We start from the raw sequence: 25,482 nt of genomic DNA, 5'->3' as shown, positions 1-25,482 counted from the left end.
ATCGACATGGATAGCGGAGATTGCCCATGAGCGAACACGCCAGAGCTTCAATTTTACGCGGCCCGGCGCTTGAAGGGCTGGACCAGTACGATTCGGTCACAGACGTTTTTCACGCCGCCGTCAAGCGCTATAAAGACAAGCCCGCTTTTAGCTGCATGGGCAAAACCCTCACCTTTGGCGAGCTGGATCGCCTTTCGGCGGATTTTGCGGCCTGGCTGCAGCATGAAACCGATCTTGAACCGGGTGATCGTATTGCCATTCAGTTGCCCAACGTCTTGCAGTTCCCGGTTGCGGTATTTGGCGCTCTACGGGCAGGACTTGTGGTCGTGAATACCAACCCGCTCTATACCGAGCGGGAAATGACGCACCAGTTCAAGGATTCCGGTGCCAAGGCAGTGCTGATTCTGGCCAACATGGCCAAGAAACTCGAAAACGTGCTGGGCAAGACCGATATCCAGCATGTGTTGGTAACCGAGCTTGGGGATCTTCACGGATTGCCCAAACGCTGGGTGATCAATGCAGTCGTCAAGCATGTGAAAAAGATGGTGCCGGCCTATTCGCTTCCCGGCTCAGTGCGCTTTATCGAGGTCATGAAGAAGGGGGCCTCCCTGAATCATGCCGAGGTAAGCCGCCGTCAGGATGATCTAGCCGCGCTGCAGTACACCGGTGGAACCACTGGCATGCCGAAAGGCGCGATGCTCACGCACTGCAACCTGATTGCCAACATGCTGCAGGCGCGCACCGCGATTGGCGCCCACCTCAAACATGGTGAAGAGGTCGTGGTTGCACCGCTGCCGGTTTATCACATTTATACGTTTACGGTTAACTGCCTGTTTCTGATGGAGTCCGGCAACCATTCGCTGCTGATTACTAACCCGCGCGATCTGGATGGCTTTGTCAAGGAGCTCAAGAAGGTCAAGTTCACGGCGTTTATAGGCCTCAATACGCTGTTCAATGCGCTATGCAATCGCGATGACTTCAAGCAGCTGGATTTTTCCAATCTCAAGCTGACCATATCCGGCGGCATGGCGCTGACCAAGGCGGCTGCCCAGCGCTGGGAAGACACCACCGGTTGCCCCATCGCTGAAGGGTATGGCTTAACGGAAACCTCCCCCATCGTGAGCTTCAACCCCACCGATGCCATTCAGCTGGGTACGATTGGCAAGCCCGTTGCCGGGACAGCGGTTAAAGTGGTCGATGCCGATGGCGGCGACGTGGCAATGGGCGAGCCTGGCGAGCTGTGTGTGCAGGGGCCTCAGGTGATGAAAGGTTACTGGCAGCGCGACGATGAAACCCGCAACTCCATCGATGGGGATGGCTGGTTCCACACCGGTGATATCGCCGTGCTTCAGGACGATGGCTATATCCGCATTGTCGACCGCAAGAAGGACATGATTCTGGTGTCCGGTTTCAACGTTTACCCCAATGAAGTGGAAGACGTGGTTGCCGCGCACCCTGATATCATCGAGGCGGCGGTCGTGGGCGTGCCGGATGACGATGCCGGTGAAGTCATCAAGCTGTTTGTCGTCTCCAAGAACCGCCAGCTGGACGCCGAAACGCTGCGCGCCTGGTGCAAGAAGGAGCTGACCGGCTACAAGGTGCCCAAGTACATCGAGTTTCGTGATGAATTGCCCAAGACCAACGTGGGCAAGGTATTACGCCGCGAGCTGCGCGATGAGAAAAAGCCTGAACCGGCCAACCAGAGCTAGCGAGTTCACCGCTGGTTAGGCGTCGCGTTAGGGAAAGCGTTATAATATTCGGCCCGCTCTGGTAGCGGGCCGACTGTTGATGGGCTCTGCTGTCAAGCGATGGGCATCCCCGCTTTTACATAACGAATGGATATCGAGCCTAACGTGACCACTGATACGCCTTCCGATCTCAACGACCGCCAACGCCTTGCTGCGCTTAAAAACGCCTTGGGCGATGTCATGCTACGCGACGCCCAAAGACTTGAGCGGCGCCTGGCAGGGCTTGAGCGTCGCGTGCGCGATGCAAAGCCTGTGGATCAGGGTATCAGCGAGGTGCAGCGCGAGATTCAGCGCTCTCGGCAGGTGGTCAGCCAGCGCGAAGCGCTGAAGGTCGCGTTCAACTATCCGCAAGCGCTTCCTGTGGTGGAGCGCCGTGAGGACATCCTGGCCGCCATTCGTGACCATCAGGTAGTGGTGGTGGCCGGCGAGACCGGCTCGGGCAAGACCACTCAGCTGCCCAAGATGTGCCTGGAACTGGGCCGTGGGCGCAAAGGCCTGATTGGCCACACCCAGCCGCGGCGTCTGGCGGCGCGCAGTGTGGCCTCTCGTCTGGCGGAAGAGCTCGAAGTGCCGCTGGGTGAGCAGGTCGGCTATCAGGTGCGCTTTACCGATCAAAGCAGCCCCTCCACCCTGGTCAAGCTGATGACCGACGGTATCCTGCTGGCTGAGACCCAGCACGATCCGCTGCTGCTGCGCTACGACACCATCATCATCGACGAGGCGCATGAGCGCAGCCTGAATATCGACTTCCTGCTGGGGTACCTCAAGCGGCTTCTGCCCCGGCGGCCTGATCTCAAGGTCATTATCACTTCGGCCACTATCGATGTAGAGCGTTTCGCCGCCCACTTTGGCACGCCTGAAGCGCCCGCCCCGGTGGTAGAAGTGTCAGGGCGTACCTTCCCGGTAGACGTTCACTACCGCCCGCTGGCGCGGGATGAGGAGGACGAGGAGGACCGCACCCTGCAGGAGGGAATTCTGCACGCGGTGCATGAAATCGAAACCATCGAGCGGGAAAAGGGCTGGCTGCACGGCCCGCGCGATGTGCTTATCTTTCTGCCCGGCGAGCGTGAAATTCGCGAAACGGCGGATACTCTGCGCCGCGCTGACCTGAAGGGTACGGAAATTCTGCCGCTGTATGCGCGCCTCTCCAACGAGGAGCAGAACCGGGTATTCTCCTCTCATCGTGGGCGGCGGATCGTGCTGGCCACCAACGTGGCAGAAACCTCGCTGACGGTGCCCGGGATTCGCTACGTGATTGACCCGGGCCTGGTGCGCATCAGCCGCTACAGCTATCGGGCCAAGATTCAGCGCCTGCCCATCGAGCCGGTGAGTCAGGCGAGCGCCAATCAACGTAAGGGGCGCTGTGGGCGGGTTGCCGAAGGCGTGTGTATTCGCCTTTACGATGAAGAAGACTTTCTCTCTCGCCCGGCGTTTACCGATCCCGAAATTCAGCGCACGAACTTGGCGTCAGTCATCCTTTCCATGCTGGCACTCAAGCTGGGCGATATCGAAGCGTTTCCATTCGTTGACCCGCCGGACAGCCGCTTTGTAAAGGATGGCTTCCGGCTGTTGTTCGAGCTGGGCGCGGTTGATGACCGCCACCGTTTAAGCCCGCTGGGCCGCAAGCTTGCCAAGCTGCCCATCGACCCGCGCCTGGCGCGCATGGTGCTGGCGGGTGCCGATTACGGCAGCCTGCGCGATGTACTGGTGGTGGTCTCTGCCCTGGCCGTTCAGGATCCGCGCGAGCGTCCGGCAGACAAACGTCAGGCTGCCGATCAGGCGCACCAGCGCTGGCACGACCCGGATTCGGATTTCGTGGCGCTTCTGAACCTGTGGCACGGCATTGAAAACGCCCGTGAGGCGCTGTCGGGCAATCAACTGCGCCGTTGGTGCCGCGAGCACTACATCAATTATCTGCGCATGCGCGAATGGCACGATACCTTCCGCCAGCTGCGTCAGTTACTGCGCGACATGGACATCGAGGTGCCAGCACCGCTGCCCAAGGACGACGAGCAGAGCGAGGAGCTTTCGCGTCAGGCGCGGCGCAAGACCTCTGGCAAGCTCCATCAGGCGCTGCTTTCGGGCCTGCTCTCGAACCTGGGCACGCTGCTTGAGAACCGCGAATATCTGGGTGCGCGCAACCGCAAGTTCATGATTCATCCAGGCTCTGGGCTTGCCAAGAAATCGCCCAAGTGGATCATGGCGTTCGAGCTGATTGAAACCACCAAGCTGTTTGCGCGTACCGTGGCCAAGATCGAACCGCAGTGGATCGAGCCCCAGGCCGAGCATCTGATAAAGCGCAGCTACAGCGAGCCCCACTGGGAGCAGAAGCGTGCCCAGGTCGTCGCCTTCGAGCAGGTTACCCTGTTCGGGCTGCCGATTGTTGCGCGCCGCCGTGTGCACTACGGTCCGATTGCCCCGGCAGAGTCTCGTGAGCTGTTCATCCGCCGCGCGCTGGTGGAAGGGGAGTTCACCACCAAGGGCGCTTTCTTTGCTCATAACCGCGCCTTGGTGGATGAAGTGGAGGCGCTGGAAGATCGCGCCCGGCGGCGCGACATTCTGGTCGATGAAGACACCCTGTTTGCCTTCTACGATGAGCGCCTACCTCACGAGATCGTCAACGGCAAGGGGTTCGAGCACTGGCGCAAGCAGGCCGAACGCCAGACGCCAACGCTGCTGCACTTTGACATTGAAGCACTAAAAGCGCGCGACGCTGCTGACGTTACCCAGGCGCAGTACCCTGATCACTTGACGCTTGCTGGCGTCGCATATCCGGTCAGTTACCATTTCGAGCCCAACGCTGAAGACGATGGCGTGACGCTAACCGTGCCCGCGGCCATGCTGCCGCAGCTGCCGGTGCACGCGCTTGAGTGGCTGGTGCCCGGGCTTCTGCGCGAGAAGTGCATTGCGCTGCTCAAATCGCTGCCCAAGAGTATCCGTCGCCAGGTGGTACCTATTCCGGACTGGGTTGACGCTGCGCTGGAGACGCTCGTGCCCGATCAGCGCCCGCTGACCGAGGCGCTGGGCGAGTTTATTCGCCGACGCACCGGTACGCGGGTGCACGCCGATGACTGGCGGCTGGACCTGCTCGAACCCCATTTGATCATGAACGTGCGCGTGGTCGACCATGCGGGCAAGCTGCTTGGCCAGGGGCGTGACCTGCGAGCGCTGGAAAAACGCTTTGAAGCGGCCACCAGCGCCGGTGCTCAGGCGCTGGCCGAGCAGGCAAGCCAGGCCCCGACGCTTGCCGGGCTGCCCGACGAGCCGTTGCCGGAGTCCCGCGTAACTACCCAGGCGGGAATTCGGGTCGAGGCCTATCCGGCGCTGGTGGCCGAGGCGAGCGAGTTCAAGGTGGCGCTCTTCGATCATCCGGCAAAAGCGCAGGCGGCCCACCAGGAAGGCGTGGCCCGCCTGGCCATTGCTCAGCAAGCCGACCAGGTGAAGCTTATCAAGCGTCTGCCTGAAGTCGAGAAGTGTGCGCTGCTGTTTGCCAAGGTGGGCAGCAAGCAGGAGCTGGTGGACGATCTGCTGCTGGCGGTCTTTACCCAGGTGGTTGCCCAGCATCCGCTGCCGCGTTCCTCTACCGAGTTGACTGCACGCCTTGAAGCCACCAAAGGCGAGCTGGTGGCGCATGCCTCGATGCTTTTAAGCCAAGTGGAAGCAGCGCTGAAAGGGCATCTGGCGGTCAGCAAGGTGCTCAAGGGTAAGCTTAACTTCGCACTGGCGCTGGCCTATAGCGATATCAGCGCGCAGATGCAGCGCTTGGTCTATCCTGGCTTCATTCGCGATGCGGGAGGCTGGCTGACGGAGTACCCGCGCTATACGGAAGCGGCGCTGATTCGCCTGGAAAAAGCCGCGCGTGAGCGGGGGCGTGACCAGATGATGATGCATGACGTTCAGGCGCTGGAAGTGCGCTTCGATGCACGGCGTAAAAGTGAACGGCGCGGGCGCGTGGAAGACCCGATGCTGGTCGAGTTCGGCTGGTGGTTGCAGGAGCTCAGGGTATCGCTGTTTGCCCAACAGCTGGGTACGCTGATGCCGGTGTCGGTCAAACGACTCGAAAAGCGCTGGCAAGAGATAATTAACGTTTAGGGCGCCACTGGTAAAAAGGCTGGATAGCGCACACAGTAACCATAAGCGTGAGTCAGGGCCTGCATGGGGTCGAATCGCGAATAACGACTGGCAAGACGCTGATAGGAGATAGGCATGAATGAAGCGGTGATTACCGGTACGGGGCTTTATACGCCGGAGCACGCCATTGATAACGCGGCGCTGGTCAATGCCTTCAACACCTGGGTGGATAACGAAAACGCTCGGCATGGCGATGAGATCGCCCGTGGTGAGCGCGAACCGTTGGCCCACTCGAGTAGTGAATTCATTGAAAAGGCTTCCGGCATCAAGAGCCGTTACGTGCTGGATGCCGCCGGAATCCTTGATCCTGAGCGCCTGCGCCCGCAGCTGCCCCCGCGCGCTAACGACGAGCCCTCCATTCAGTGTGAAATGGCCACCAGCGCCGCTCGGCAGGCGCTTGAAAATGCCCGCGTTGATGCCAAGGATATCGAGCTTGTCATCGTTGCCTGCTCCAATCTGGAGCGCGCGTATCCGGCGGTTGCGGTGGAAGTACAGCAGGCGCTGGGCACCAGCGGCTACGGATTTGATATGAACGTGGCCTGCAGTTCGGCCACCTTTGCGATTGAAACCGCCGCCAACGCCATTGCGTCTGGACGTATCAAGCGTGCGCTGGTGGTCAATCCTGAGATATGTTCGGCACATTTAAATTTTCAAGACCGTGACAGCCACTTTATTTTCGGCGATGCTTGTACCGCTGTGGTATTAGAAAATAGCGCTGATGCGGTGGCCGACGAGCGGTTTGCCATTCTTGGCACGCGCCTGATTACCCAGTTTTCCAACGCCATTCGCAATAACGCCGGCTTCTTGAACCGCGTCACAGACAGCGACCCGCTGGCGATTGACAAGCTGTTCGTGCAGGAGGGGCGCCGGGTTTTCCGGGAAGTGTGCCCTATGGTGGCCCAGCTTATTTCTGAGCATCTGGCCTCGCTGGAGCTATCGGGAAGCGATCTCAAGACGATGTGGCTGCATCAGGCCAACCGGCATATGAATGACCTTATTGCGCGTAAAGTGCTCGGTTTTGAGCCCAGTGAGGCGCAAGCGCCGATCATTCTGGACCGCTACGCCAACACCAGCTCAGCGGGCTCCATCATCGCTTTTCATTTACATCGCAGCGGGCTGGAAAAGGGCGATATCGGCGTCATCTGCTCCTTCGGGGCAGGCTACAGCGCCGGTAGCGTCGTCGTGCAGCGTCAGTAACAGCGCTCAGGTTTTACAAGAGGAAAGATCATGCTGCGGTTATTAGCCAGGCAGAAACCCCCACTCTCCATGCCGAAGGCAGCGTTGCCCGTCATGCTGCTTACCACGCTGACAATCAGCGGTTGCGCCAGTACGCAAATGGCGCAAGAGGCACACCCGGATGACCCTTGGGAAGGCTTTAACCGCCGGGTGTTTGTATTTAACGATGTGCTGGATCGTTATGCATTGAAGCCAGTAGCAAAAGGCTATCGCACCGTGACGCCTGACCCCGTGCAAACCGGCGTTGGCAACTTCTTTTCCAACCTGGGAGAAATACGCACGGTCATCAACAGTCTGCTGCAGGGGAAACCTGCCAATGCGGGGCTTGCCACCTCACGTTTTCTGATCAATACAACCGTAGGTATTGGCGGATTGCTCGACTACGCAACGCTGATGGAAATCACCGCAGACGATGAAGATTTCGGGCAGACGCTGGCCGCGTGGGGATGGGAGGATTCGCGCTATCTGGTCCTGCCACTGCTAGGCCCCAGCACGCTGCGCGATACCACGGGCCTGCCAGCGGACATGGCGTCATATCCAACGTTTTATGTTGAAGATGATGCTACCCGAATCGGGCTGACGGCCCTCAATATCGTAGATATTCGGGCAGGCCTGCTGGATCAGGAAAACCTGATTCAGGGCGATCGATACAGCTTTATACGCGATGCCTTCCTGCAGCGCCGCCAGTTTGAAATTAACGATGGTCAGTTAGGCGATGACCCGTTTGCGATGGACAGTTTTGAATTCGACGACAGCGACTTCAGTGACGACGATTTTGCCGATTGAGGCTTAATATGGATCATTCCAAGCAGCTGATTGCGGTCATCGACGAGCCGGGTCCTGAGCGTAACGCGCTGGCGGAGGCGATCACCTGTGATGGCATGTGGGTGTATGCCGCATCGGATATCGATCACCTGCCAAAGGACACCGCGCTGATCGTGGCCCATGCGCACTCGGTGCCGCGTCAGCAGTGGTCGCAGTTGACGCGCCGACTGCCCACCCTGGTGGTCAGCGACTCCCGGGAAGATGCAGATCTTATCAAGGCAATTGACGTTGGGCTGGTCGATTACATCGTGCACCCGCTGCGCCATACGGAGCTGCTGCGGCGAATGATCCGCAAGGCGATCGAGCTCAATGCGTTGGCTATCGAACGCGACCGTGACCGTGAGCGCCTGTCGGAACTCAACGAGAGCCTGGAGACGCATCTGGCGCTTCTGCGCATGGATCAGCAGAGTGGGGGGCATATCCAGCGTCGGTTGTTGCCAGCCCGTCCCAAGGTGATCAACAGCGTCTACTACGACTACTGGTTTGCGCCCTCGCTCTATCTGTCCGGGGATTTTCTCGATTATCAGCGCTATAACGAACGCTACAGCACCTTCTATTTTGCCGATGTATCCGGGCACGGGGCGTCGTCGGCGTTCGTCACGGTGCTTTTGAAATACCTGTGTAACCGCTGGCTCAACGAGTGGGACGGTCAGCGGCCAGAACAACTTGCACCTGACTGGCTGGCGGCCATGAACCGTGAGCTGCAGGGCACTGACATAGGCAAACATGCGACCCTGTTCGTCGGAGTCATTGACCACGAGGCGCATACCCTTCACTATTCGCTCGGCGCACAGCTGCCGATGCCTTTGCTGGCAGCAGGCGGCACGCTAGTCAGGCTTGAAGGGGAGGGGATGCCGGTAGGTCTTTTTCCCGATATAGAGTATCCTTCGCTCAGCTGTGCCTTGCCGGATGAATTTCGCCTGTGGCTGTGTTCAGACGGTGTATTGGAATGCTTGCCGGGTAAAACGCTCGACACGCGGCTCAAGGAACTTGAGCAATTAATAAGCGAAAGTGTCACGCTTGAGCAGTTGCGCGACCGGCTAGCCCAAACGAATGCACTCCTGGCAGAAGGAGGCGCAATTGATGAGGCGAACCAAGACCGCGATGCTTTACCCGATGATCTGACAATCATGATGGTGAGCGGATTTGGTCATGCTGATTGAAGAAGGCCGTATCAAGGCGGCGTTCGATTCTGGTGTTTTTGTCCTGAAACTGTGTGGTGACGTGCGTCTGACGCTGTGCACCACGCTTGATACCCAGGCGCAACGCCTTGCCCAGACGCCAGGGCTGCGTGCGGTCATGATCGACCTGCGCGAGGCAACGAACGTCGACTCCACAGCCCTTGGCTTTCTGGCCAAGGTTGCCATGGCCGTGAAAGGGCGCCTGGCACATCCGCCGACGATCATTGCCGACAACCCGGACGTGCGAAAAATGCTCGATGTCATGGGGTTTGCGCGTTTCTTTACGCTGATGGACGCACCGCTTCAGCAGCCATCCGTACTTGATGCTGGGCTGATCGATCTGCCTGAAGAACCCGCCGATGAGCGGGGCCTGCGCGAGCGCATTCTTGAGGCGCACCGCATCCTGATGCATATGAATGAACATAACCGCGAACAGTTTCAGCCGCTGGTTGAAATGCTCGAAGCCCAGAACGCCGAGCTTTAACGAGAAAGCCCCCAGCAGGGGGCTTTCGTCATTTTCAGCCTGTAGTGCCCGCCTCAAGCCTTTACGACGTGCGCAGCGTACCCAGCAGTTCCTCCAGCTTGCGCTGGTCGGCCATGAACTTGCGAATGCCTTCAGCCAGCTTGTCAGAGGCCATCTCGTCTTCGTTCATGGCCCAGCGGAAGTCACTTTGCGTCAGCGCCTCTTCTGCCGAGCTGCTGGCGCCTAACGGGGTCAGCTTGCGCGGCAGCTCGCCGTGCTGTTCGTCGAGTTCGTTAAGCAGGGCCGGTGAAATGGTCAGCCGATCACAGCCGGCAAGCGCCGTAATCTCGCCAATATTGCGAAAGCTTGCGCCCATGACGATGGTGGCGTAGCCGTGGCCCTTGAAGTAGTTGTAGATCTGCTTGACGGACTGCACGCCCGGATCGTTGTCGCCGGAAAAGTCGGCATCCGGCTGACGCGTCTTGTGCCAGTCCAGAATGCGGCCGACAAACGGTGAGATCAGCGTGACGCCGGCATCGGCACACGCCTGGGCCTGGGCAAAGCCGAACAGCAACGTGAGGTTGGTGCGAATGCCTTCGCGCTCAAGCTGCTGGGCCGCCTGAATGCCTTCCCATGTGGAGGCCATCTTGATCAGGATGCGCTCGGCACCCACGCCTTTCTGCGCGTAGCGCTCGATCAGCGAGTGTGCGCGGGCAACGGTGGCATCGCGATCAAACGAGAGTCTTGCGTTGACTTCGGTCGAGACATAGCCCGGCACCAGTTCACTGATTTCACTGCCGATCTCGACGGCTACCCGGTCGGCAGCATCGTCGATATCGGTGCTCTCCTTGGCGATGGCAGCAAGGCGCGCTCGACGCCCCTCCTGTTGGGCGGCCTGAAGAATCAGCGACGGGTTGGTGGTCGCATCCTGGGGCGCAAAACGGCGGATCGCGTCCAGATCACCCGTGTCGGCAACAACCGACGTCATGTCTTTGAGTTGAGTCAGAAGACTAGTGGCCATGCAGTGCTCCTTGCGTAAGTAGTCCCTTACTGTAGCAAGGCTGGCGCGCGCTGAATATTATCCGATGAATGTTCTACGGGTGCCTGTTGGCTGGCCTGCCAGACAAAGCCACCGTCCTGTGTACTGCGAGCGACCTTGAAACGCGCTGCCTGCTCGCGCATCCTCTCGGCGGCAGCTTCCAGTGACAGGGCGTCCTGTGCGGTAGTTTCGACCTGACGGGCGTTGGCGCGGCTGACCTGAGTCTGTTCATGCAGCGTGCTGTTGAGGTGTTCGATATGGCGATGCTGCTCGCTGGCGGCATCGGCAATCTGGCGCATGATGCTGTTGGCCTGTTCAGCAGACGCCACGATCGCCTGCATGCCCTGGCCGGCCTGGGTAGAGAGCGTATGGCCTTGCTCGATGCTGCTGGCCGAGGCGGCCAGCAGCGTCTGGATCTGACGCGCGGCGTCGGCGCTTCGTGACGCAAGTGCGCGTACTTCGTCGGCGACCACGGCAAACCCCTTGCCCTGTTCACCGGCGCGTGCAGCCTCCACCGAGGCATTCAGGGCCAGAATGTTGGTCTGAAAGGCGATGGCGTCAATGACGCTGACGATCTCGTCGACCTTTCTGGAGCGTCCATGGATCTCCTGCATGGTCGTCAGAAATTCGGCCATGAGCTGGCTGCCTTGCTGGGTCTGCGTGGCGGCCTTCAGGGTGAGCGCGTTGGCATCGGCAGCGTAACCCGCCGTGGTCGCCACGTTTTGCGTCAGCTCATCCAGGTTGGCGGCCGTGGCCTCGTGGGATGCATTCTGCTGGCGAGTACGGATGGCCAGGTCTTCATTGCCCAGTGCCAGGCGCTGGGCGCTGTCGAAGATGTGCCGGCTGTTGCCATGCAGCTCGGAAACGGTCTCGATCAAGGCGCGCTGCATATGATCAAGCGCCTGGTAGAGCTGACCTATCTCGTTGCTTCCCTGATCAGGAACCGTCGCACTCAAGTCGCCCGCTGCCATGGTGCGAAAATGGTGGATCAGGCGATTGATGGGCAGCAGAACATGGCGCTGGCCTACCCAGGCCATCAGCCCCAGAAGGCCAAACGCCAGGCCGATACCCAACAGCAGCAACTGGCCGATTGTGCGGGCGCGCTGCTCGGCCGCGCTCATCAGGCTCGTCCCCTGATGATCCGCCAGCTGGTAAAAGGCGCGCGCTTCTTCGCTGAATGCCTGGCTGTGCGTCAGGGCATCCAGCGTTAACTGCCGGTAGCCGCCGCGGTCGCCGGTCTGTACGGCATTCAGCTGTTCATGCATGGCGGCGATCAGCGCCGAGGCTTTCTGCTCGATGGTATCGCGCAAGCTAGCATGGGGTGTATCGGCAGTGGCGGCCAAAAAGGTAGCCAGTGATTGTGCCATGGCCGAAAGTTCGTGCTCGACCGCTTCAAGCGCCTCGACCGGGTCGCCCAGCGAAGGGCGCAGCTGACGCTCAAGCGCCCGGTCCAGACGATGAAGTCCTTCGAGCCCTGCGATATGCAGCCGATTGAGCGATGATGATTGTTGAACGTTGACCTGTTCAAGCGCTGCCAGATCGCGCTGACTCTGCTGCATCACGATCCAGGTGATCAGGGCAAACATCAGCACGCACAGGGCGACCAGCACAAGCGCCGACAGACTTAGCCAGCGTAAGGAGAGGTGTTTCAGGGCGTTAACGTTCATGACGTCCTCAAGGATTCGTCTTGGTAAGGGCTTATGAGTCAAAGACTAAGCAGGTTATGTTGCAGTTTTGCGCGTCTGCGGTGCTTATTTCATGTGGCAGCTGTATGCTTAGCGGCCTATCGACCGCTGGCAGACACGCTGCTGCTTCAATCATTCAAGGAGCCTCATGGAACTCAATCCTCGCCGGGTCGCCCTGTTAGTGGCGGCCAATACGGCGCTAGCCCCGTTTGCCATTGATGCCTATCTGCCCGCTATTGGCGTGCTGGCGGATTCCATTGATGCCAGCATTCACCACACCGAGCTTTCCATCAGCGTATTCCTGCTGGGCTTTGCCATCGGTCAGCTCTGCTTTGGCCCGCTCTCTGATCGGGTAGGGCGCAAGCCGGTGCTGCTGGGCGGGTTGATGGTGTTCATGCTGACAAGCTTGATGATCACCACGGCGGATAGCCTGACGACATTGCTGGTCTGGCGGTTTCTTCAGGCCTTGGGCGGTGGCGCCTGTGTGGTCAACTCCGCGGCCATCGTGCGTGACTGCTTCAGCGGCCGCGAGGCGGCCAGGGTGATGTCCACCATGGCCATGATCATGATGCTTGCACCGCTGGTGGCGCCGGCGGTGGGCAGCGTGCTGCTGCACATTGCCGGCTGGTGGTTGATCTTCGTTTTCCTGGCGGCCTACGCCGGGTTTCTGCTCTGGCTTCTGGGCACGCGGTTGCCGGAAACCCGCGACATGACGCTGCCCGCCGCGTCGCCTCGTCAAGTCATCCAGAACTATACAAGCGTACTGCGCCATCGAGAGGGGATGGGCTATATCTGTGCGGTGGCCGCCTCGTTTGCCGGGCTTTTCGCCTTTGTCACGGCGTCACCCTTTATCTACCTGGACTACTTCGGGCTTTCCGAGGGCGTTTATCCGCTGGTGTTTGGTGTCAACGTCGTGGTGATTGCGCTCTCCAACCGAGTCAACATTTACTTGTTGCGCGAGCGCACGCCACAGCAGAATCTGCGCCTGGGGTTGACCGTACAGCTGGTGGCCGCGCTGGGCCTTGTACTGGTGACCTTGCTGAATATGGCCACGCTGTATACGGTAGTTCCGCTGGTCATGTTGTTCACTGGCATGATTGGTCTGATTACCCCCAACGCGATCTCCTCGCTACTCGATCATTTCGGGCACATCAGTGCCACCGCCACGGCCTTGCTGGGCGGCATTCAGTTCAGTTGCGGGGCCTTGGCCGGGTTTCTGGTGGGGGCGTTTGAAGTGGCGCACCTGTGGCCGATGGTATTGACCATGCTGGGGGCTTCACTGCTGGGTAATGTGGGCGTGCGCCTGCTGACGGTGAAGCCTGCTCGTCGTGTCTAGTGTGCTTGGTTGGCCGTAAAAGCGACTGCCTGCTGAGCCAGGCCGCCAAGATTTTTTCGACTGTCACATTTCTGCAATCGTTTGTGTGCAAACTCCTCGGTGTGAAAGGCCAGAAGGCCAACTCTTCCGGTAAGCAGTAGCTGGCCGGATATTAAACCAGAGGGGAACACAACGTGAAAAAGCATACGCTAAGTGTTGCAGTCGTCGCCGGTCTAGCTGCCTGTGTTTCAACCGCCGCCATGGCGCGCGATACCATCCAGATTGCGGGTTCTTCTACCGTACTGCCGTTTGCGAGCATCGTGGCTGAGGAGTTTGGCAACACTTACGCTGAGTTCAACACGCCGGTGGTTGGCTCTGGTGGTTCAAGCGGCGGCCTTCGCCAGTTCTGCCAGGGTGTTGGCGAGAACACCATTGATATTGCCAACGCTTCACGTTCAATTCGCAGCGGTGAAATCGAAAGCTGCGCCGAGAATGGCGTCAACGAAATTCTTGAAGTGAAATTCGGCTACGACGGCATCGTGTTCGCTTCGCGCCTTGACCGCGCCGAGTTTGCCCTGACACCTGAGCACGTCTTCAAGGCGGCCGCAGCCCAGCTGCCCCAGGATGGCGAGCTGGTGGATAACCCCTATACCCGCTGGTCTGAAATCGATTCAAGCCTGCCTGACCAGGAAATCGTGCTGGTCATCCCGGCTTCCAACCACGGTACTCGTGAAGTCTTCGAAGAGAAGGTGATTCACCCAGGCTGTGACACCGTTGCCGAAGTAGAAGACGACGCCTGTAACAACCTGCGTGGCGATGGCCGTATCGTTGAAATCGCCGGTGACTACACCGAAACTCTGGCGCGCCTGGATGCTCAGGAAGACGCGGTAGGTGTATTCGGTCTGAGCTTCTATGACCAGAACCGTGACCGCCTGCAAGTGGCCACCGTTGACGGCGTAACGCCAAGCCTTGAAACCATCGGTTCTGGCGAGTACCCGGTTTCCCGTCCGCTGTTCTTCTACGTGAAGGGCGAGCACCTCGACGTGATTCCTGGCCTGGCCGAGTACACCGAGTTCTTCCTGAACGAAATGACGTCAGGTTACGGCAGCCCGCTGGAAGACGCAGGTCTCATCCCGATGGATGAAGAAGAGCGTGCCGAAGCGCTTGAGCAGTTCGAATCACGTACAGTTGCTACCGCCGAGTAAGCTGCACGGTTCAGGCTTTTACGTTAATCAGGTCTGTTTTTACGCCGACATCACTCAGTGGTGCCGGCGTTTAAACGTAGCAAGTCAAAGGCGGAGAGATAATGAGCAACCTTGCCTTGATAGCCACGCTGCTGGTAATGATGGCTTTGGCATACCATCTGGGCTTGACCCGCAGCCGCGCGATGGCGGCTGAGCACGATGTACGCATGCATTCGCGGCCCGGTTATTACGGCGTGCTGGTCGCCCTTTGGTGTGGCCTGCCGGCACTGGCCATTTTCCTGCTGTGGTCCTTTCTGGCACCGCAGATGATCGACATGCTGGTGACCCAGCAACTGCCCACCGACCTGGTCGCCGGTCTCAGTGACCGTGAGTTGCAGACCTTTCTGCGCCGCGTCACGGCGCTGGCCGAGGGGCGAGGGGTGGCTGGTGGCGGCAGCCCTGAAGAGCTTGCCGCCGCGGCGCACATGGCAAGGCTTCAAACCATTGAAAACTTCAGCCTGGTAGCCTTGATGGCGGTGCTGGTCGTGGTGGGGTTGATCGTTGCCCGCCGGCGCATATCGCCCAACTGGCGCGCCCGTAACCAGGTCGAGCGGGTCATCATGATCGCCCTGGCGGCAAGCTCTGCGGTGGCCATCTTTACCACCATCGGTATCGTGCTTTCCATGCTGGGGGAGGCGCTCAAGTTTTTCAGCTTCATAAGCCCTATCGAGTTTTTCTTCGGTACCACCTGGAACCCGCGCTTCAGCACTTCCGGTGCCAGCAACCAGGGTGAGTTCGGCCTGCTGCCGCTGCTCTGGGGCACGATGATGGTCAGCACCATCGCGCTGCTGGTGGCCATTCCGGTGGGTCTGATGACCGCTATCTACATGGCAGAGTATGCGCCGCCCTGGCTGCGTAACGTGGCCAAGCCGGTGATCGAGATACTGGCGGGTATTCCAACGATTGTTTACGGTTTCTTTGCTCTGATCGTGGTGGGGCCGTTCCTGTCCAGCATCGGTGATCTGATCGGCATCAATATTCGTACGACCAGCGCGCTGACGGCGGGCCTGGTCATGGGCATCATGATCATCCCGTTTGTTTCCTCGCTGTCTGACGACATCATCACCCAGGTGCCGAAATCGCTGCGCGACGGAGCGCTGGGGTTGGGCGCGACCAAGTCGGAAACGATTCGTCAGGTGGTACTGCCCGCGGCACTTCCGGGTATTGTCGGCGCGTTCCTGCTGGCGGCCAGCCGGGCCATCGGTGAAACCATGATCGTGGTGCTGGCCGCGGGTAATAACCCGGTCTTGCATGCCAATCCTTTCGAGGCTGTCTCGACCATTACCGTGACGATCGTCAATCAGCTGACCGGCGATATGGACTTTGCCAGCCCCCAATCGCTGGTGGCCTTTGCCCTCGGCCTGACCCTGTTCGTGATCACGCTAGGGTTAAACGTCATCGCACTGGTTGTCGTGCGTAAATACCGCCAGCAATACGAGTAAGTGACCATGTCCATATCGATTGAACAGCGTCGTCAGCACCGGCTCATGACGATCGAAAAATCGCTGGCGAAGCGGCACCGCAAGGAGAACGCCTTCCGGCGAATGGGGCTGATGGCAGTCATTACCGGCATGACGCTGGTGGCCATTCTGTTTGTCAGCATTCTGATGCGCGGCGTGCCGGCCTTCTGGCAAGCCACGTTCTACACCGACGTCTACTTCGACCCGGACATCATACAGCTTGAGCCAAAACCGGAGCGCGAAAGCGGCGAGAGTCAGTTTGCCTTCGACGAGCGCTACTCCCAATGGCTGACCCGGGCGGGGCTGGTGAACTGGCAGACATTGATCGATAACGCGCTGGAAGAGGCCCTGGGTGAAGAGGTCGAGCCGCGCCAGCTGCGCGATCTGCGTGCGCTGGTAACCTCCGGAGAGCGCTACGCGCTGCGTGACCGCTTCGTCGAAGACCCTTCGCTGCTGGGCCAGACCATCGAACTCAAGATGCTGGCAAGCGCCAACGTGGATGTCTGGATCAAGGGGAATATCGACCGCGACCTGCCCGATGCCCGCCAGCAGCTCAGCGCGCAGACCCGTGAGTGGGCCGACCGGTTGGAAGAGCAGGGAGTGATTCGCAACGCGTTCAGCACCTCGCTGTTCTTGAATACCGACTCACGCAGCTCGCTGGCTTCGGCAGGCCTTGCTGGCGCCTTCATGGGCTCGCTGTTCATGATGGTGGTGGTGATTGCGCTGTCCGTACCTCTGGGGGTTTCCAGCGCGATCTATCTGGAAGAGTTTGCGCCCAAGAACCGCTTGACCGACCTGATTGAAATCAATATCAATAATCTGGCGGCGGTGCCTTCTATCGTATTTGGTCTGCTCGGGGCGTCGATCTTCATCGGCTATCTGCGCCTGCCCTTGTCGGCGCCGCTGGTGGGGGGGCTGGTACTGACGCTGATGACCCTGCCGACTATCATTATCGCCACCCGGGCATCGCTGCGCTCCATTCCGCCCTCCATTCGTCAGGCGGCGCTGGGTATTGGCGCTTCAAGGGTGCAGACGGTATTTCATCATGTGCTGCCCCTGGCGCTACCCGGTATCCTGACCGGCTCCATTCTGGGCGTGGCGCAGGCGCTGGGCGAAACCGCACCGCTTTTGCTGATCGGCATGAATGCGTTTGTGGCCAACGTGCCGGGAACGCCGCTTGAACAGTCGACCGCTCTGCCGGTTCAGATCTACCTGTGGCAGGGCAACGAGCTGCGTAATTTCTTTGAAGCACGCACGTCGGCGGCCATCATTGTGCTGCTAGGCTTGATGCTGAGCTTGAACGCACTGGCGATCTGGTTGCGTAAAAAATTCGAGACGAGGTGGTAAGTGAATATTCCTGCACAACCCATGGCGACATCTTCGGTAAGCGTTGGCAACGGCGAAAGCCGTGTGAGCAAGGCCAAGGACAAGGTGAAGATGAACGCCCAGGACGTCAAGGTCTTCTACGGTGATGCACAAGCCATCAACGGGATAGATCTGGACATCTATGAAAACGAGGTGCTGGCGTTTATCGGCCCTTCGGGCTGCGGTAAATCGACTTTTCTGCGCTGCCTGAACCGCATGAACGATACCATCGATATCTGCCGGGTAGAGGGCAAGATCACGCTGGACAACAACGACATCTACGCGCCGGATCGTGACGTGGTACTGCTGCGTGCCCAGGTAGGTATCGTGTTTCAGAAGCCGAACCCGTTTCCCAAGTCGATCTACGAAAACATCGCCTACGGGCCACGCCTACACGGGCTTGCCCGGCGCAAGGCGGAACTTGACGATATCGTCGAGAGCAGCCTGCGCCGCGCGGGACTTTGGGAGGAGGTGAAGGATCGTCTGGACAAGCCTGGTACCGGGCTTTCCGGCGGTCAGCAGCAGCGGCTGTGCATTGCGCGCACCGTGGCGGTCAGCCCGGATATCATTCTGATGGATGAGCCGTGCTCCGCGCTGGATCCGATTGCCACTGCCAAGGTGGAGCAACTGATCGATGAGCTGAGCGAGAGCTACACCATCGTGATGGTGACCCACAACATGCAGCAGGCCGCGCGCGTTGCCGACCGTACCGCATTTTTCCATATGGGTGATCTGGTGGAGGTGGACAGCACCGATCAGATATTTACCAACCCGCAGGATCAGCGTACCCACGACTACATTACCGGCCGTTTCGGCTAGTACCTGTAACCTCCTCTAACCCCGGCTGGCATTCATGTCTTGTCATGCCAGCCGGGCGAATCAATCGATCAGTTCCACCGCTACTGCCGTGGCTTCACCGCCGCCGATACACAGACTGGCGATACCCCGTTTACCGCCCTTGGTACGCAGCGCATGGATCAGCGTGGCGATGATGCGCGAGCCGGTCGAGCCGATGGGGTGGCCCTGAGCACAGGCACCGCCAAACACGTTTACCTTTTCGTGGGGCAAGCCCAGGTCATCCATGGCCATCAGCGTCACCACGGCGAAGGCTTCATTGATCTCGAACAGGTCGACGTCGCTGACGCGCCAGTCGAGCTTCGTCATCAGCTTTTCAATCGCGCCTACCGGGGCAATGGTAAATTCGCTGGGATGGCGCGAGTGGGTGGCGTGGCCGAGCATTCGGGCCAGCGGCTTGGCGCTCACGCGCTCGGCGGCTTCCTGGCTTGCCAGAATCAGCGCCGAAGCGCCGTCAGAAATCGAGCTCGCGTTGGCCGCGGTAATCGTACCGTCCTTGGCAAACGCGGGACGCAGCGCCCGGATCTTGTCCAGCTTTGCCTGAAACGGCTGCTCATCGTGCTCGACCAGCGTTTCACCCTGGCGAGTGGAGACCGTGACCGGGGCCATTTCGGCTGCCAGATGCCCGCCGTTCGTGGCCGCCATGGCGCGCTCGAGTGAGGCAATCGCGAAATCATCCAGGCGCTCGCGGGTGTAACCGCGCTGTGTGGCGATATCCTGAGCAAACACGCCCATCAGCTTGCCGGTTTCCGCATCCTCGAGCCCATCGAGAAACATGTGATCCTTGAGCTCGCCATGGCCTAGCCGGTAACCGCCACGGGCCTTGGTCAAGACGTGGGGGGCGTTGGACATCGACTCCATGCCACCAGCCAGCAGAATGTCGCCGCTGCCGGCCTTGATCAGATCGTGGGCGAGCATGGCAGCCTTCATGCCCGAGCCGCACAGCTTGTTGATGGTGGTGGCGCCAATGGCATCTGGAATACCCGCCTGACGCATGGCCTGACGGGCAGGGCCTTGCTTTACGCCGGCGGGCAGTACGCAGCCCATGATGCCTTCATCGATGGCGCCGGGCTCGATGCCGGCTCGTTTGATGGCTTCCTTGATGGCCACTGCGCCCAGCTCGGCGGCGCTCATGGTGGAAAGGCTGCCCATCATGGCGCCCATGGGGGTACGGGTGGCGGCAAGAAACACGATATCGTTCGCGCGACTCATGAGCTGACTCCTTCAGATTTATTGTGCTTATGACGTGAAGTGGTGGCGTGAAGTCACCAGCGATGCGTTGACCCGCTGCCGGGGCTGTGGTTTTCTCCTGAGTAACCAAGCAAGCGCTAGTGTGAATGATATGAATGTAATGAATGAATCACCTCGCCGCAAGGAACTCACCCGGCTGGCGGCTCAGCTGTTCGTTCAAGAGGGTTTTGATCGCACCACTGTGCGCATGTTGGCTCAGGAAATGGGTATCAAGTCAGGCAGCCTGTTTCACCATTTCAAGGACAAGCAGGAAATTTTGGCCGCGGTGATCGAAGAGGGCACCCAAAATGCCCTCGCCATTGCTCGACAATCCCTCAAGCGCTGTGGCTCGGACCCCGAGGCGCGCTTGCGGGCAATGGCGCGTGCCCATCTGGAAACCCTGTTTGCCGATCGCAATGCGCATGTGGTGGCACTATTCGAATGGCGACGGCTGGATCCTGCAGCCAGCGCTCACTTAAGTCATCTACGCGATGCCTATGAAGCGCTGTGGGTGGACGTCATTGACGCGGCGCTCAACGCGGGACTGATACACGGCGACCGATTCCTGGTGTCGCGCTTCGTGCTGGGCGCGCTGAATTGGACAGTACGCTGGTATGACCCCAATGGGTCGCGCACTCCGGACGATCTGGCTGATGAGCTGGTAGGCATGATCATGGCGCGCTAGGCGTTTGGGAGCTCCCCGCTACCAACGTATAACGCGTAAACAGTGCGCATCGCTTGCGCTCCCTGTCATTTGCTTTTAGCGTTGAGGACTATTGATAGGGTTACGTTAACGTAAACTGAAAGAACCACTCTAGGGCTAGATGTTGATCCCCCGCGTTGCAGACTGCTCACTACCAACAATACAAGAGAGCCATCATGACAGCGACACCAGCACCACTTCCCGATTATGCGGACTATCTTGACCGCTTCTCTATCGACCAGGCGACCTCGCGACTGGATGATCATCAGGATGGCCAGCTCAATGCCTATGAGGCGTGCTGCGGGCGCCACGTGCGTTCTGGGCGCGGCGAGGTACTGGCGCTGGTTCATGAAGATACCCGTGGTGAAGTCCATACCCTGACGTACAAAGAGCTCGACGAGCAGAGCGCCAGGTTGGCGGGCTGGCTGGTGGCGCAGGGGCTTGAAAAAGGCGACCGCATTGCCTGCATGCTGCCCCGCTCGAAGGCGCTGCTGGTGGCCGTATTGGCTACCTGGCGAATAGGTGGCGTCTATCAGCCGCTGTTTACCGCCTTTGGTCCGGACGCGGTGGATTACCGCCTGAGCCGGGCAGATACGCGCTTGGTCATCACCGATCACGCCAACCGTTACAAGTTCGATGGCCTGAGTCAGTGCCCGCCGATACTTGCTGTGGGAGGAGCGAGCGGGGAACACACGGGCGACCTGGACTGGCAAGCGGCACTGGCGCATGCGCCCATGAGCGAGAAGCCGCCCAGGCTTGCCTCCTCAGCACCTTTTCTGCAGATGTTTACCTCGGGTACCGTTGGTAAACCCAAAGGCGTTGCGGTGCCGCTTTCCGCGATGACCGCGTTTGCGCTGTATATGGAGCTTGCGGTTGATTTACGAGAAGAGGATCGCTTCTGGAACATGGCTGACCCCGGGTGGGCCTATGGGCTTTACTACGCCATTGCCGGGCCGCTGCTGCTGGGCGTTACCACGCATTTCTGTGAGGCAGGCTTTAGTGCTGAAGGGGCACTTGCCTTCATGAAGCGTCACGGCATCACCAATTTTGCCGCCGCGCCGACGGCGTACCGATTGATGAAAGCATCGGGGCTGTTTGACGATGCCCATGAAACGCTTGATCTGCGTGCCGCAAGTTCAGCGGGCGAGCCGTTGAATACCGAGGTGGTCAACTGGGTCGAGAAATCATTGGGCTGTTCGGTCATGGACCATTACGGGCAGACCGAAACGGGCATGACCTGCAACAACCATCACTCTCTCGACCATCCCAAGCATGTAGGGGGAATGGGCGTGCCCCTGCCCGGCTATCGCCTGGCGATTCTGGATGCCGAGTATAACGAGCTGCCTGCCGGGCAGCCGGGAGTGCTGGCAGTGGATATCGAGCGCTCGTCGGCACATTTCTTTCAGGGATATACCTGGCAGGAGAAAGACCCCTTTGTAAACGGCTACTACCTGACTGGCGATGTGGTAGTTCGCAACGCGGACGGTTCGTTCCAGTTTGCCGGGCGTGACGACGATATCATCACGACCGCCGGTTACCGGGTAGGGCCTACGGATGTGGAAAATAGCGTCATGACCCACCCGGCGGTGGCGGAATCGGCGGCAGTTGGCCAGCCCGATGACATTCGTGGCGAGGTGATCAAGTCCTATATCGTACTGCGCGATGGATATACGCCCAGTGAAGAGCTTGCAGAGGAGATTCGTCAGCAGGTGCGCGAACGCCTATCGACTCATGCATTTCCTCGGGTGATCGAGTTTGTCGATGAGCTGCCCAAGACCCCCAGCGGCAAGATTCAGCGCTTCAAGCTGCGTGCTCAGGCGGCTGATCAGATTCGCCACACACCGTAATTCATCAAGGAGAGCTGCAATGCAGGTAAAGGATCGTACGTTCTTGATTACCGGCGCCGCCTCGGGGTTGGGCGCGGCCACCGCTGAACGTCTGGCAAAGGCGGGTGCCAGGGTGGTGCTGTGTGATCTGAATGAAGAAGTAACGACGCTTGCCGAGCGTCTGGGCGAGTGTGCCAGGGCCTGCCGAGTGGATATCACCTCGGCCGAGCAGATGCAGCAGGCGTTCGACATGGCCGTTGCCCTGAGCGAAGAGCAGGGGCTTGCCGGCGTCGTTCACTGCGCGGGAGTGGTCAGCGTTGCCAAGCTGGTGGACCGTGAAGGCAACCCGGCTGACCTGGAAGGCTATGCAAGAACCATCCATATCAATCTGGTAGGTACGTTCAATGTGATGCGCCTGGCAGCGGCGGCCATGGCGAAAAATACGCCAGCGGATAGCGGCGAGCGTGGGGTGATCATCAATACCGCCTCCATTGCGGCTTTTGATGGCCAGGTAGGGCAGTGTGCCTATAGCGCATCGAAAGCGGGGGTTGTCGGTATGAGCCTGCCCGCGGCGCGAGAGCTTTCACGGCATGCCATCCGCGTGATGGCCATTGCTCCTGGCGTGTTTGAGACGCCCATGATGAGCGAGATTCCCGATGAAGCGGCTCAGGCGCTTGCTGCTGCCGTGCCGTTTCCCAAGCGGCTGGGCAGGGCGGAGGAGTTTGCTCAACTTGCCGAGCAGATCATTATCAATCCCATGCTCAACGGTGAGGTGATTCGCCTGGACGGTGGTATACGTATGCAGTAGCTAAATGTGGCATGGCTTTTAAAGCTCGCCTGCCCCAGTGGGCAGGCTTTTTTATGGGCCGGTGGGTTCGACTAAAGAATGGCGCTTCTGGTGGGTTATATTCAAACGCTCGCTTGACTCGCCTGGCGGGGCGCGCTAATTTTCAAACACGTGTTTGAAAGCCTCGTAAGGCGTTCCGGTTTTCAGCCCCCCGTTCAGGAGAAGTGCAATGCCCAGCTATCAGGCCCCCTTGCGCGATATGCGTTTCGTCATGGATGAAATGCTCGATTACCCCGCCCACTATGCAGCGTTGTCCAAAGACGATGATGCGTCTCCCGATGTGGTGAGCGCAATTCTGGAGGAGGGTGCGCGCTTTGCGCGCGAGGTGCTGCTGCCGATCAATCAGAGCGGCGACGCTGAAGGCTGCCGCCTGGAAGACGGTGAAGTAAAAGCGCCTGACGGATTCAAGCAAGCCTATCAGCAGTATGTAGAAGGCGGCTGGCCTAGCCTCGCCGCCGACCCGGAGCACGGTGGTCAGGGGTTGCCGCACTCGTTGGCCATGCTGCTTTCGGAGATGATCTGTGCAACCAACCTGGCCTGGGGAATGTATCCTGGCCTTTCCCATGGCGCGGCCGACGCCCTGCGTCATCACGGTACCGATGAACAGAAGGCCACCTACCTGACCAAGCTCGTTGAAGGGGTGTGGACCGGTACCATGTGCCTGACCGAGCCGCACTGCGGTACTGACCTTGGTTTGATCAAGACCCGCGCGGTACCCGCTGAAGGCGACGCTTACGCCATTACCGGTACCAAGATCTTTATCTCGGCGGGTGAGCATGACCTGGCCGAAAACATCGTTCATCTGGTGCTGGCGAAACTGCCCGATGCGCCGGAAGGCTCCAAAGGGATTTCACTGTTCGTCGTGCCCAAGTTCATGCCGGATGCTCAGGGTAACGTGGGTGAGCGTAACGGCGTTACCTGCGGTTCGCTCGAACACAAGATGGGGATTCACGGTAACGCTACTTGCGTCATGAATTTCGACGGTGCGACCGGTTATCTGGTTGGGCCGCCCAATAAGGGGCTGGCGTGCATGTTCACCATGATGAACGCTGCCCGTCTTGGTGTGGGTATCCAGGGGTTGGGGCTGATCGAAGCCAGCTTCCAGAATTCGCTGAGCTACGCCCGTGATCGCCTGCAGATGCGTGGGCTTTCAGGCAAGCAGGCACCGGACAAGCCCGCTGACCCGATTATCGTTCACCCTGACGTGCGTCGTATGCTGCTGACCCAGAAGGCCTTTGCCGAAGGTGGCCGCATGCTGGTGCTGTACGCCGCGCAAATGCTCGATATCGTGGAGCACGGTCAGCCCGATGAAGAGCAGGAGCGTGCCGAAACGCTGCTCGGGCTGTTGACGCCTATCGTCAAGGCTTTCCTGACGGAGGTAGGGTTTGAAAGCACTAATGAAGGCGTGCAGATCTTCGGTGGTCACGGCTTCATTAAAGAGTGGGGTATGGAGCAGCTGGTGCGTGATGCGCGCATTACGCGCCTCTATGAAGGGACAACTGGCATTCAGGCGCTGGACCTTCTGGGCCGCAAGGTGCTCATGAGCCAAGGCGAGTCGCTCAAGGTCTTCACCAAGGAGATTCACAAGTTCTGCAAGACTGAAGCCGATAACCCTGCCCTCAAAGAGTTTATCGAGCCGCTGGCCAAGCTCAACGCCGAATGGGGCGAGCTGACCATGGGTGTTGGCATGAAGGCGATGCAGGATCGCGAAGAGGTGGGAGCGGCAAGCGTCGATTACCTGATGTACTCCGGCTATGTTGCACTGGCTTATCTTTTTGCCCGCGCTGCCAAACAGGCATCCGCTTCGCTTGAAGGCGACGACAAGGCATTCTATGCCGCCAAGCTGAACACGGCGCGCTTCTACTATCAGCGGTTGCTGCCGCGCACTCAGGCACACGCGCAGATGATCAAGGCGGGAGCGCAAAGTCTGATGGCGATCTCCAGCGAAGACTTCGGTCTAGGGTTTGAGATCTAGCAAAGCTTTCTGATCGGTGGTTTGCGGCAGGTTCTCTTCTCAGGAAGAAGCCTGCCGCCTTTTTATTTTCAGAAAGCGCTTGCCATCACCTCTCTGAAGCCGTAAAGTACGCATCCGCTGCCGGGGACGCCAAGCGTTACCAGCGGTGCATGAAGGTGAAAACCTTCGGTTTGTCAGGTAGTTAGCGGTTTTGGATGTGGCAGGTTTTACATCGAAAACAACGCCCTTGACAAACACCAGGAAATGCGTAGAATACGCCTTCCTCGCTGAGGCAAGCGGCTCCGGTCATCGAGTCGATGCTTTCTTCAAGCGAAACCGCTCTTTAACAATTTGATCAGGTAATTCATGTGGGCG

General features: G+C 59.3%; 18 protein-coding genes. 15 read left to right on the top strand and 3 right to left on the bottom strand.

The window, feature by feature from the left end; all coding sequences use genetic code 11:
* Positions 1 to 26: 26 nt before the first annotated feature.
* From B0H98_RS15920 to B0H98_RS15895, 6 genes are all read left to right on the top strand, one after another.
* Positions 27 to 1,709 (top strand): AMP-binding protein, encoded by a 1,683-nt coding sequence (locus tag B0H98_RS15920; protein WP_106376055.1) that lies wholly within the window; start codon positions 27 to 29, stop codon positions 1,707 to 1,709.
* 126 nt (positions 1,710 to 1,835) lie between these two features.
* A complete protein-coding gene (gene hrpA / locus B0H98_RS15915) occupies positions 1,836 to 5,840 on the top strand; it encodes an ATP-dependent RNA helicase HrpA (RefSeq protein WP_106376054.1) in 4,005 nt (1,334 codons plus the stop codon).
* A 114-nt stretch (positions 5,841 to 5,954) separates the two neighbouring features.
* On the top strand, positions 5,955 to 7,076 hold the full coding sequence (locus tag B0H98_RS15910; protein WP_106376053.1) for a beta-ketoacyl-ACP synthase III: 1,122 nt from the start codon (positions 5,955 to 5,957) through the stop codon (positions 7,074 to 7,076).
* A 30-nt stretch (positions 7,077 to 7,106) separates the two neighbouring features.
* Positions 7,107 to 7,901: an MlaA family lipoprotein gene (locus tag B0H98_RS15905; RefSeq protein WP_106376052.1), complete on the top strand. Its 795-nt coding sequence runs from the start codon at positions 7,107 to 7,109 to the stop codon at positions 7,899 to 7,901.
* 8 nt (positions 7,902 to 7,909) lie between these two features.
* Positions 7,910 to 9,103 (top strand): PP2C family protein-serine/threonine phosphatase, encoded by a 1,194-nt coding sequence (locus B0H98_RS15900; protein WP_106376051.1) that lies wholly within the window; start codon positions 7,910 to 7,912, stop codon positions 9,101 to 9,103.
* Positions 9,093 to 9,605, top strand: a complete 513-nt coding sequence (locus tag B0H98_RS15895; RefSeq protein WP_106376050.1) for an STAS domain-containing protein — start codon at positions 9,093 to 9,095, stop codon at positions 9,603 to 9,605. The genes B0H98_RS15900 and B0H98_RS15895 overlap by 11 nt, the downstream gene beginning before the upstream one ends.
* A 61-nt stretch (positions 9,606 to 9,666) precedes the next feature.
* Here the strand turns inward: B0H98_RS15895 and tal are convergent, their stop codons facing one another.
* Together tal and B0H98_RS15885 are read right to left on the bottom strand one after the other, a co-directional pair.
* Positions 9,667 to 10,605, bottom strand: a complete 939-nt coding sequence (tal, locus tag B0H98_RS15890; RefSeq protein WP_106376049.1) for a transaldolase — start codon at positions 10,603 to 10,605, stop codon at positions 9,667 to 9,669.
* A gap of 26 nt (positions 10,606 to 10,631) precedes the next feature.
* Positions 10,632 to 12,290, bottom strand: a complete 1,659-nt coding sequence (locus B0H98_RS15885; RefSeq protein WP_106376048.1) for a methyl-accepting chemotaxis protein — start codon at positions 12,288 to 12,290, stop codon at positions 10,632 to 10,634.
* A 166-nt stretch (positions 12,291 to 12,456) separates the two neighbouring features.
* Between B0H98_RS15885 and B0H98_RS15880 the strand changes: the two genes are divergently transcribed.
* The 5 genes from B0H98_RS15880 to pstB all read left to right on the top strand — a co-directional run bounded on the left by B0H98_RS15880 (position 12,457) and on the right by pstB (position 18,511).
* Complete coding sequence (locus B0H98_RS15880) at positions 12,457 to 13,644, top strand: multidrug effflux MFS transporter (RefSeq protein ID WP_106376047.1); 1,188 nt, start codon at positions 12,457 to 12,459, stop codon at positions 13,642 to 13,644.
* A 173-nt stretch (positions 13,645 to 13,817) separates the two neighbouring features.
* Positions 13,818 to 14,828 carry a substrate-binding domain-containing protein gene (locus tag B0H98_RS15875; RefSeq protein ID WP_106376046.1) on the top strand — a complete coding sequence of 337 codons (1,011 nt, stop codon included), beginning with the start codon at positions 13,818 to 13,820 and terminating at the stop codon, positions 14,826 to 14,828.
* A gap of 101 nt (positions 14,829 to 14,929) precedes the next feature.
* The gene (gene pstC / locus B0H98_RS15870; RefSeq protein WP_106376045.1) at positions 14,930 to 16,309 is read left to right on the top strand and encodes a phosphate ABC transporter permease subunit PstC; all 1,380 of its coding nucleotides are present in this window, start codon (positions 14,930 to 14,932) and stop codon (positions 16,307 to 16,309) included.
* A gap of 6 nt (positions 16,310 to 16,315) precedes the next feature.
* The gene (pstA, locus tag B0H98_RS15865; protein ID WP_106376044.1) at positions 16,316 to 17,674 is read left to right on the top strand and encodes a phosphate ABC transporter permease PstA; all 1,359 of its coding nucleotides are present in this window, start codon (positions 16,316 to 16,318) and stop codon (positions 17,672 to 17,674) included.
* Between the two features lie 21 nt (positions 17,675 to 17,695).
* A complete protein-coding gene (pstB, locus tag B0H98_RS15860) occupies positions 17,696 to 18,511 on the top strand; it encodes a phosphate ABC transporter ATP-binding protein PstB (RefSeq protein ID WP_106376043.1) in 816 nt (271 codons plus the stop codon).
* Positions 18,512 to 18,571: 60 nt separating this feature from the next.
* Here pstB and B0H98_RS15855 read toward each other — a convergent pair whose 3' ends face one another.
* Positions 18,572 to 19,759: an acetyl-CoA C-acyltransferase gene (locus tag B0H98_RS15855; RefSeq protein WP_106376042.1), complete on the bottom strand. Its 1,188-nt coding sequence runs from the start codon at positions 19,757 to 19,759 to the stop codon at positions 18,572 to 18,574.
* A 139-nt stretch (positions 19,760 to 19,898) separates the two neighbouring features.
* Here B0H98_RS15855 and B0H98_RS15850 point away from each other — a divergent pair, with 139 nt between their 5' ends.
* The 4 genes from B0H98_RS15850 (at position 19,899) to B0H98_RS15835 (ending at position 25,128) form a co-directional block, all read left to right on the top strand.
* Complete coding sequence (locus B0H98_RS15850; RefSeq protein WP_106376041.1) at positions 19,899 to 20,462, top strand: TetR/AcrR family transcriptional regulator; 564 nt, start codon at positions 19,899 to 19,901, stop codon at positions 20,460 to 20,462.
* A 194-nt stretch (positions 20,463 to 20,656) separates the two neighbouring features.
* A complete protein-coding gene (locus B0H98_RS15845) occupies positions 20,657 to 22,327 on the top strand; it encodes an AMP-binding protein (RefSeq protein ID WP_106376040.1) in 1,671 nt (556 codons plus the stop codon).
* A 19-nt stretch (positions 22,328 to 22,346) separates the two neighbouring features.
* Entirely contained in the window at positions 22,347 to 23,114 is a 768-nt protein-coding gene (locus tag B0H98_RS15840) for an SDR family NAD(P)-dependent oxidoreductase (RefSeq protein ID WP_106376039.1), read from the top strand.
* Between the two features lie 208 nt (positions 23,115 to 23,322).
* Positions 23,323 to 25,128, top strand: coding sequence for an acyl-CoA dehydrogenase C-terminal domain-containing protein (locus B0H98_RS15835; RefSeq protein WP_106376038.1), 1,806 nt, complete (start codon positions 23,323 to 23,325; stop codon positions 25,126 to 25,128).
* Positions 25,129 to 25,482 lie beyond the last annotated feature (354 nt).

Source organism: Vreelandella songnenensis (assembly GCF_003002925.1).
Lineage (GTDB): Bacteria > Pseudomonadota > Gammaproteobacteria > Pseudomonadales > Halomonadaceae > Vreelandella > Vreelandella songnenensis.
Note: the sequence above shows the minus strand (reverse complement) of the source record. Positions and strands in the feature narration are given on the sequence as shown.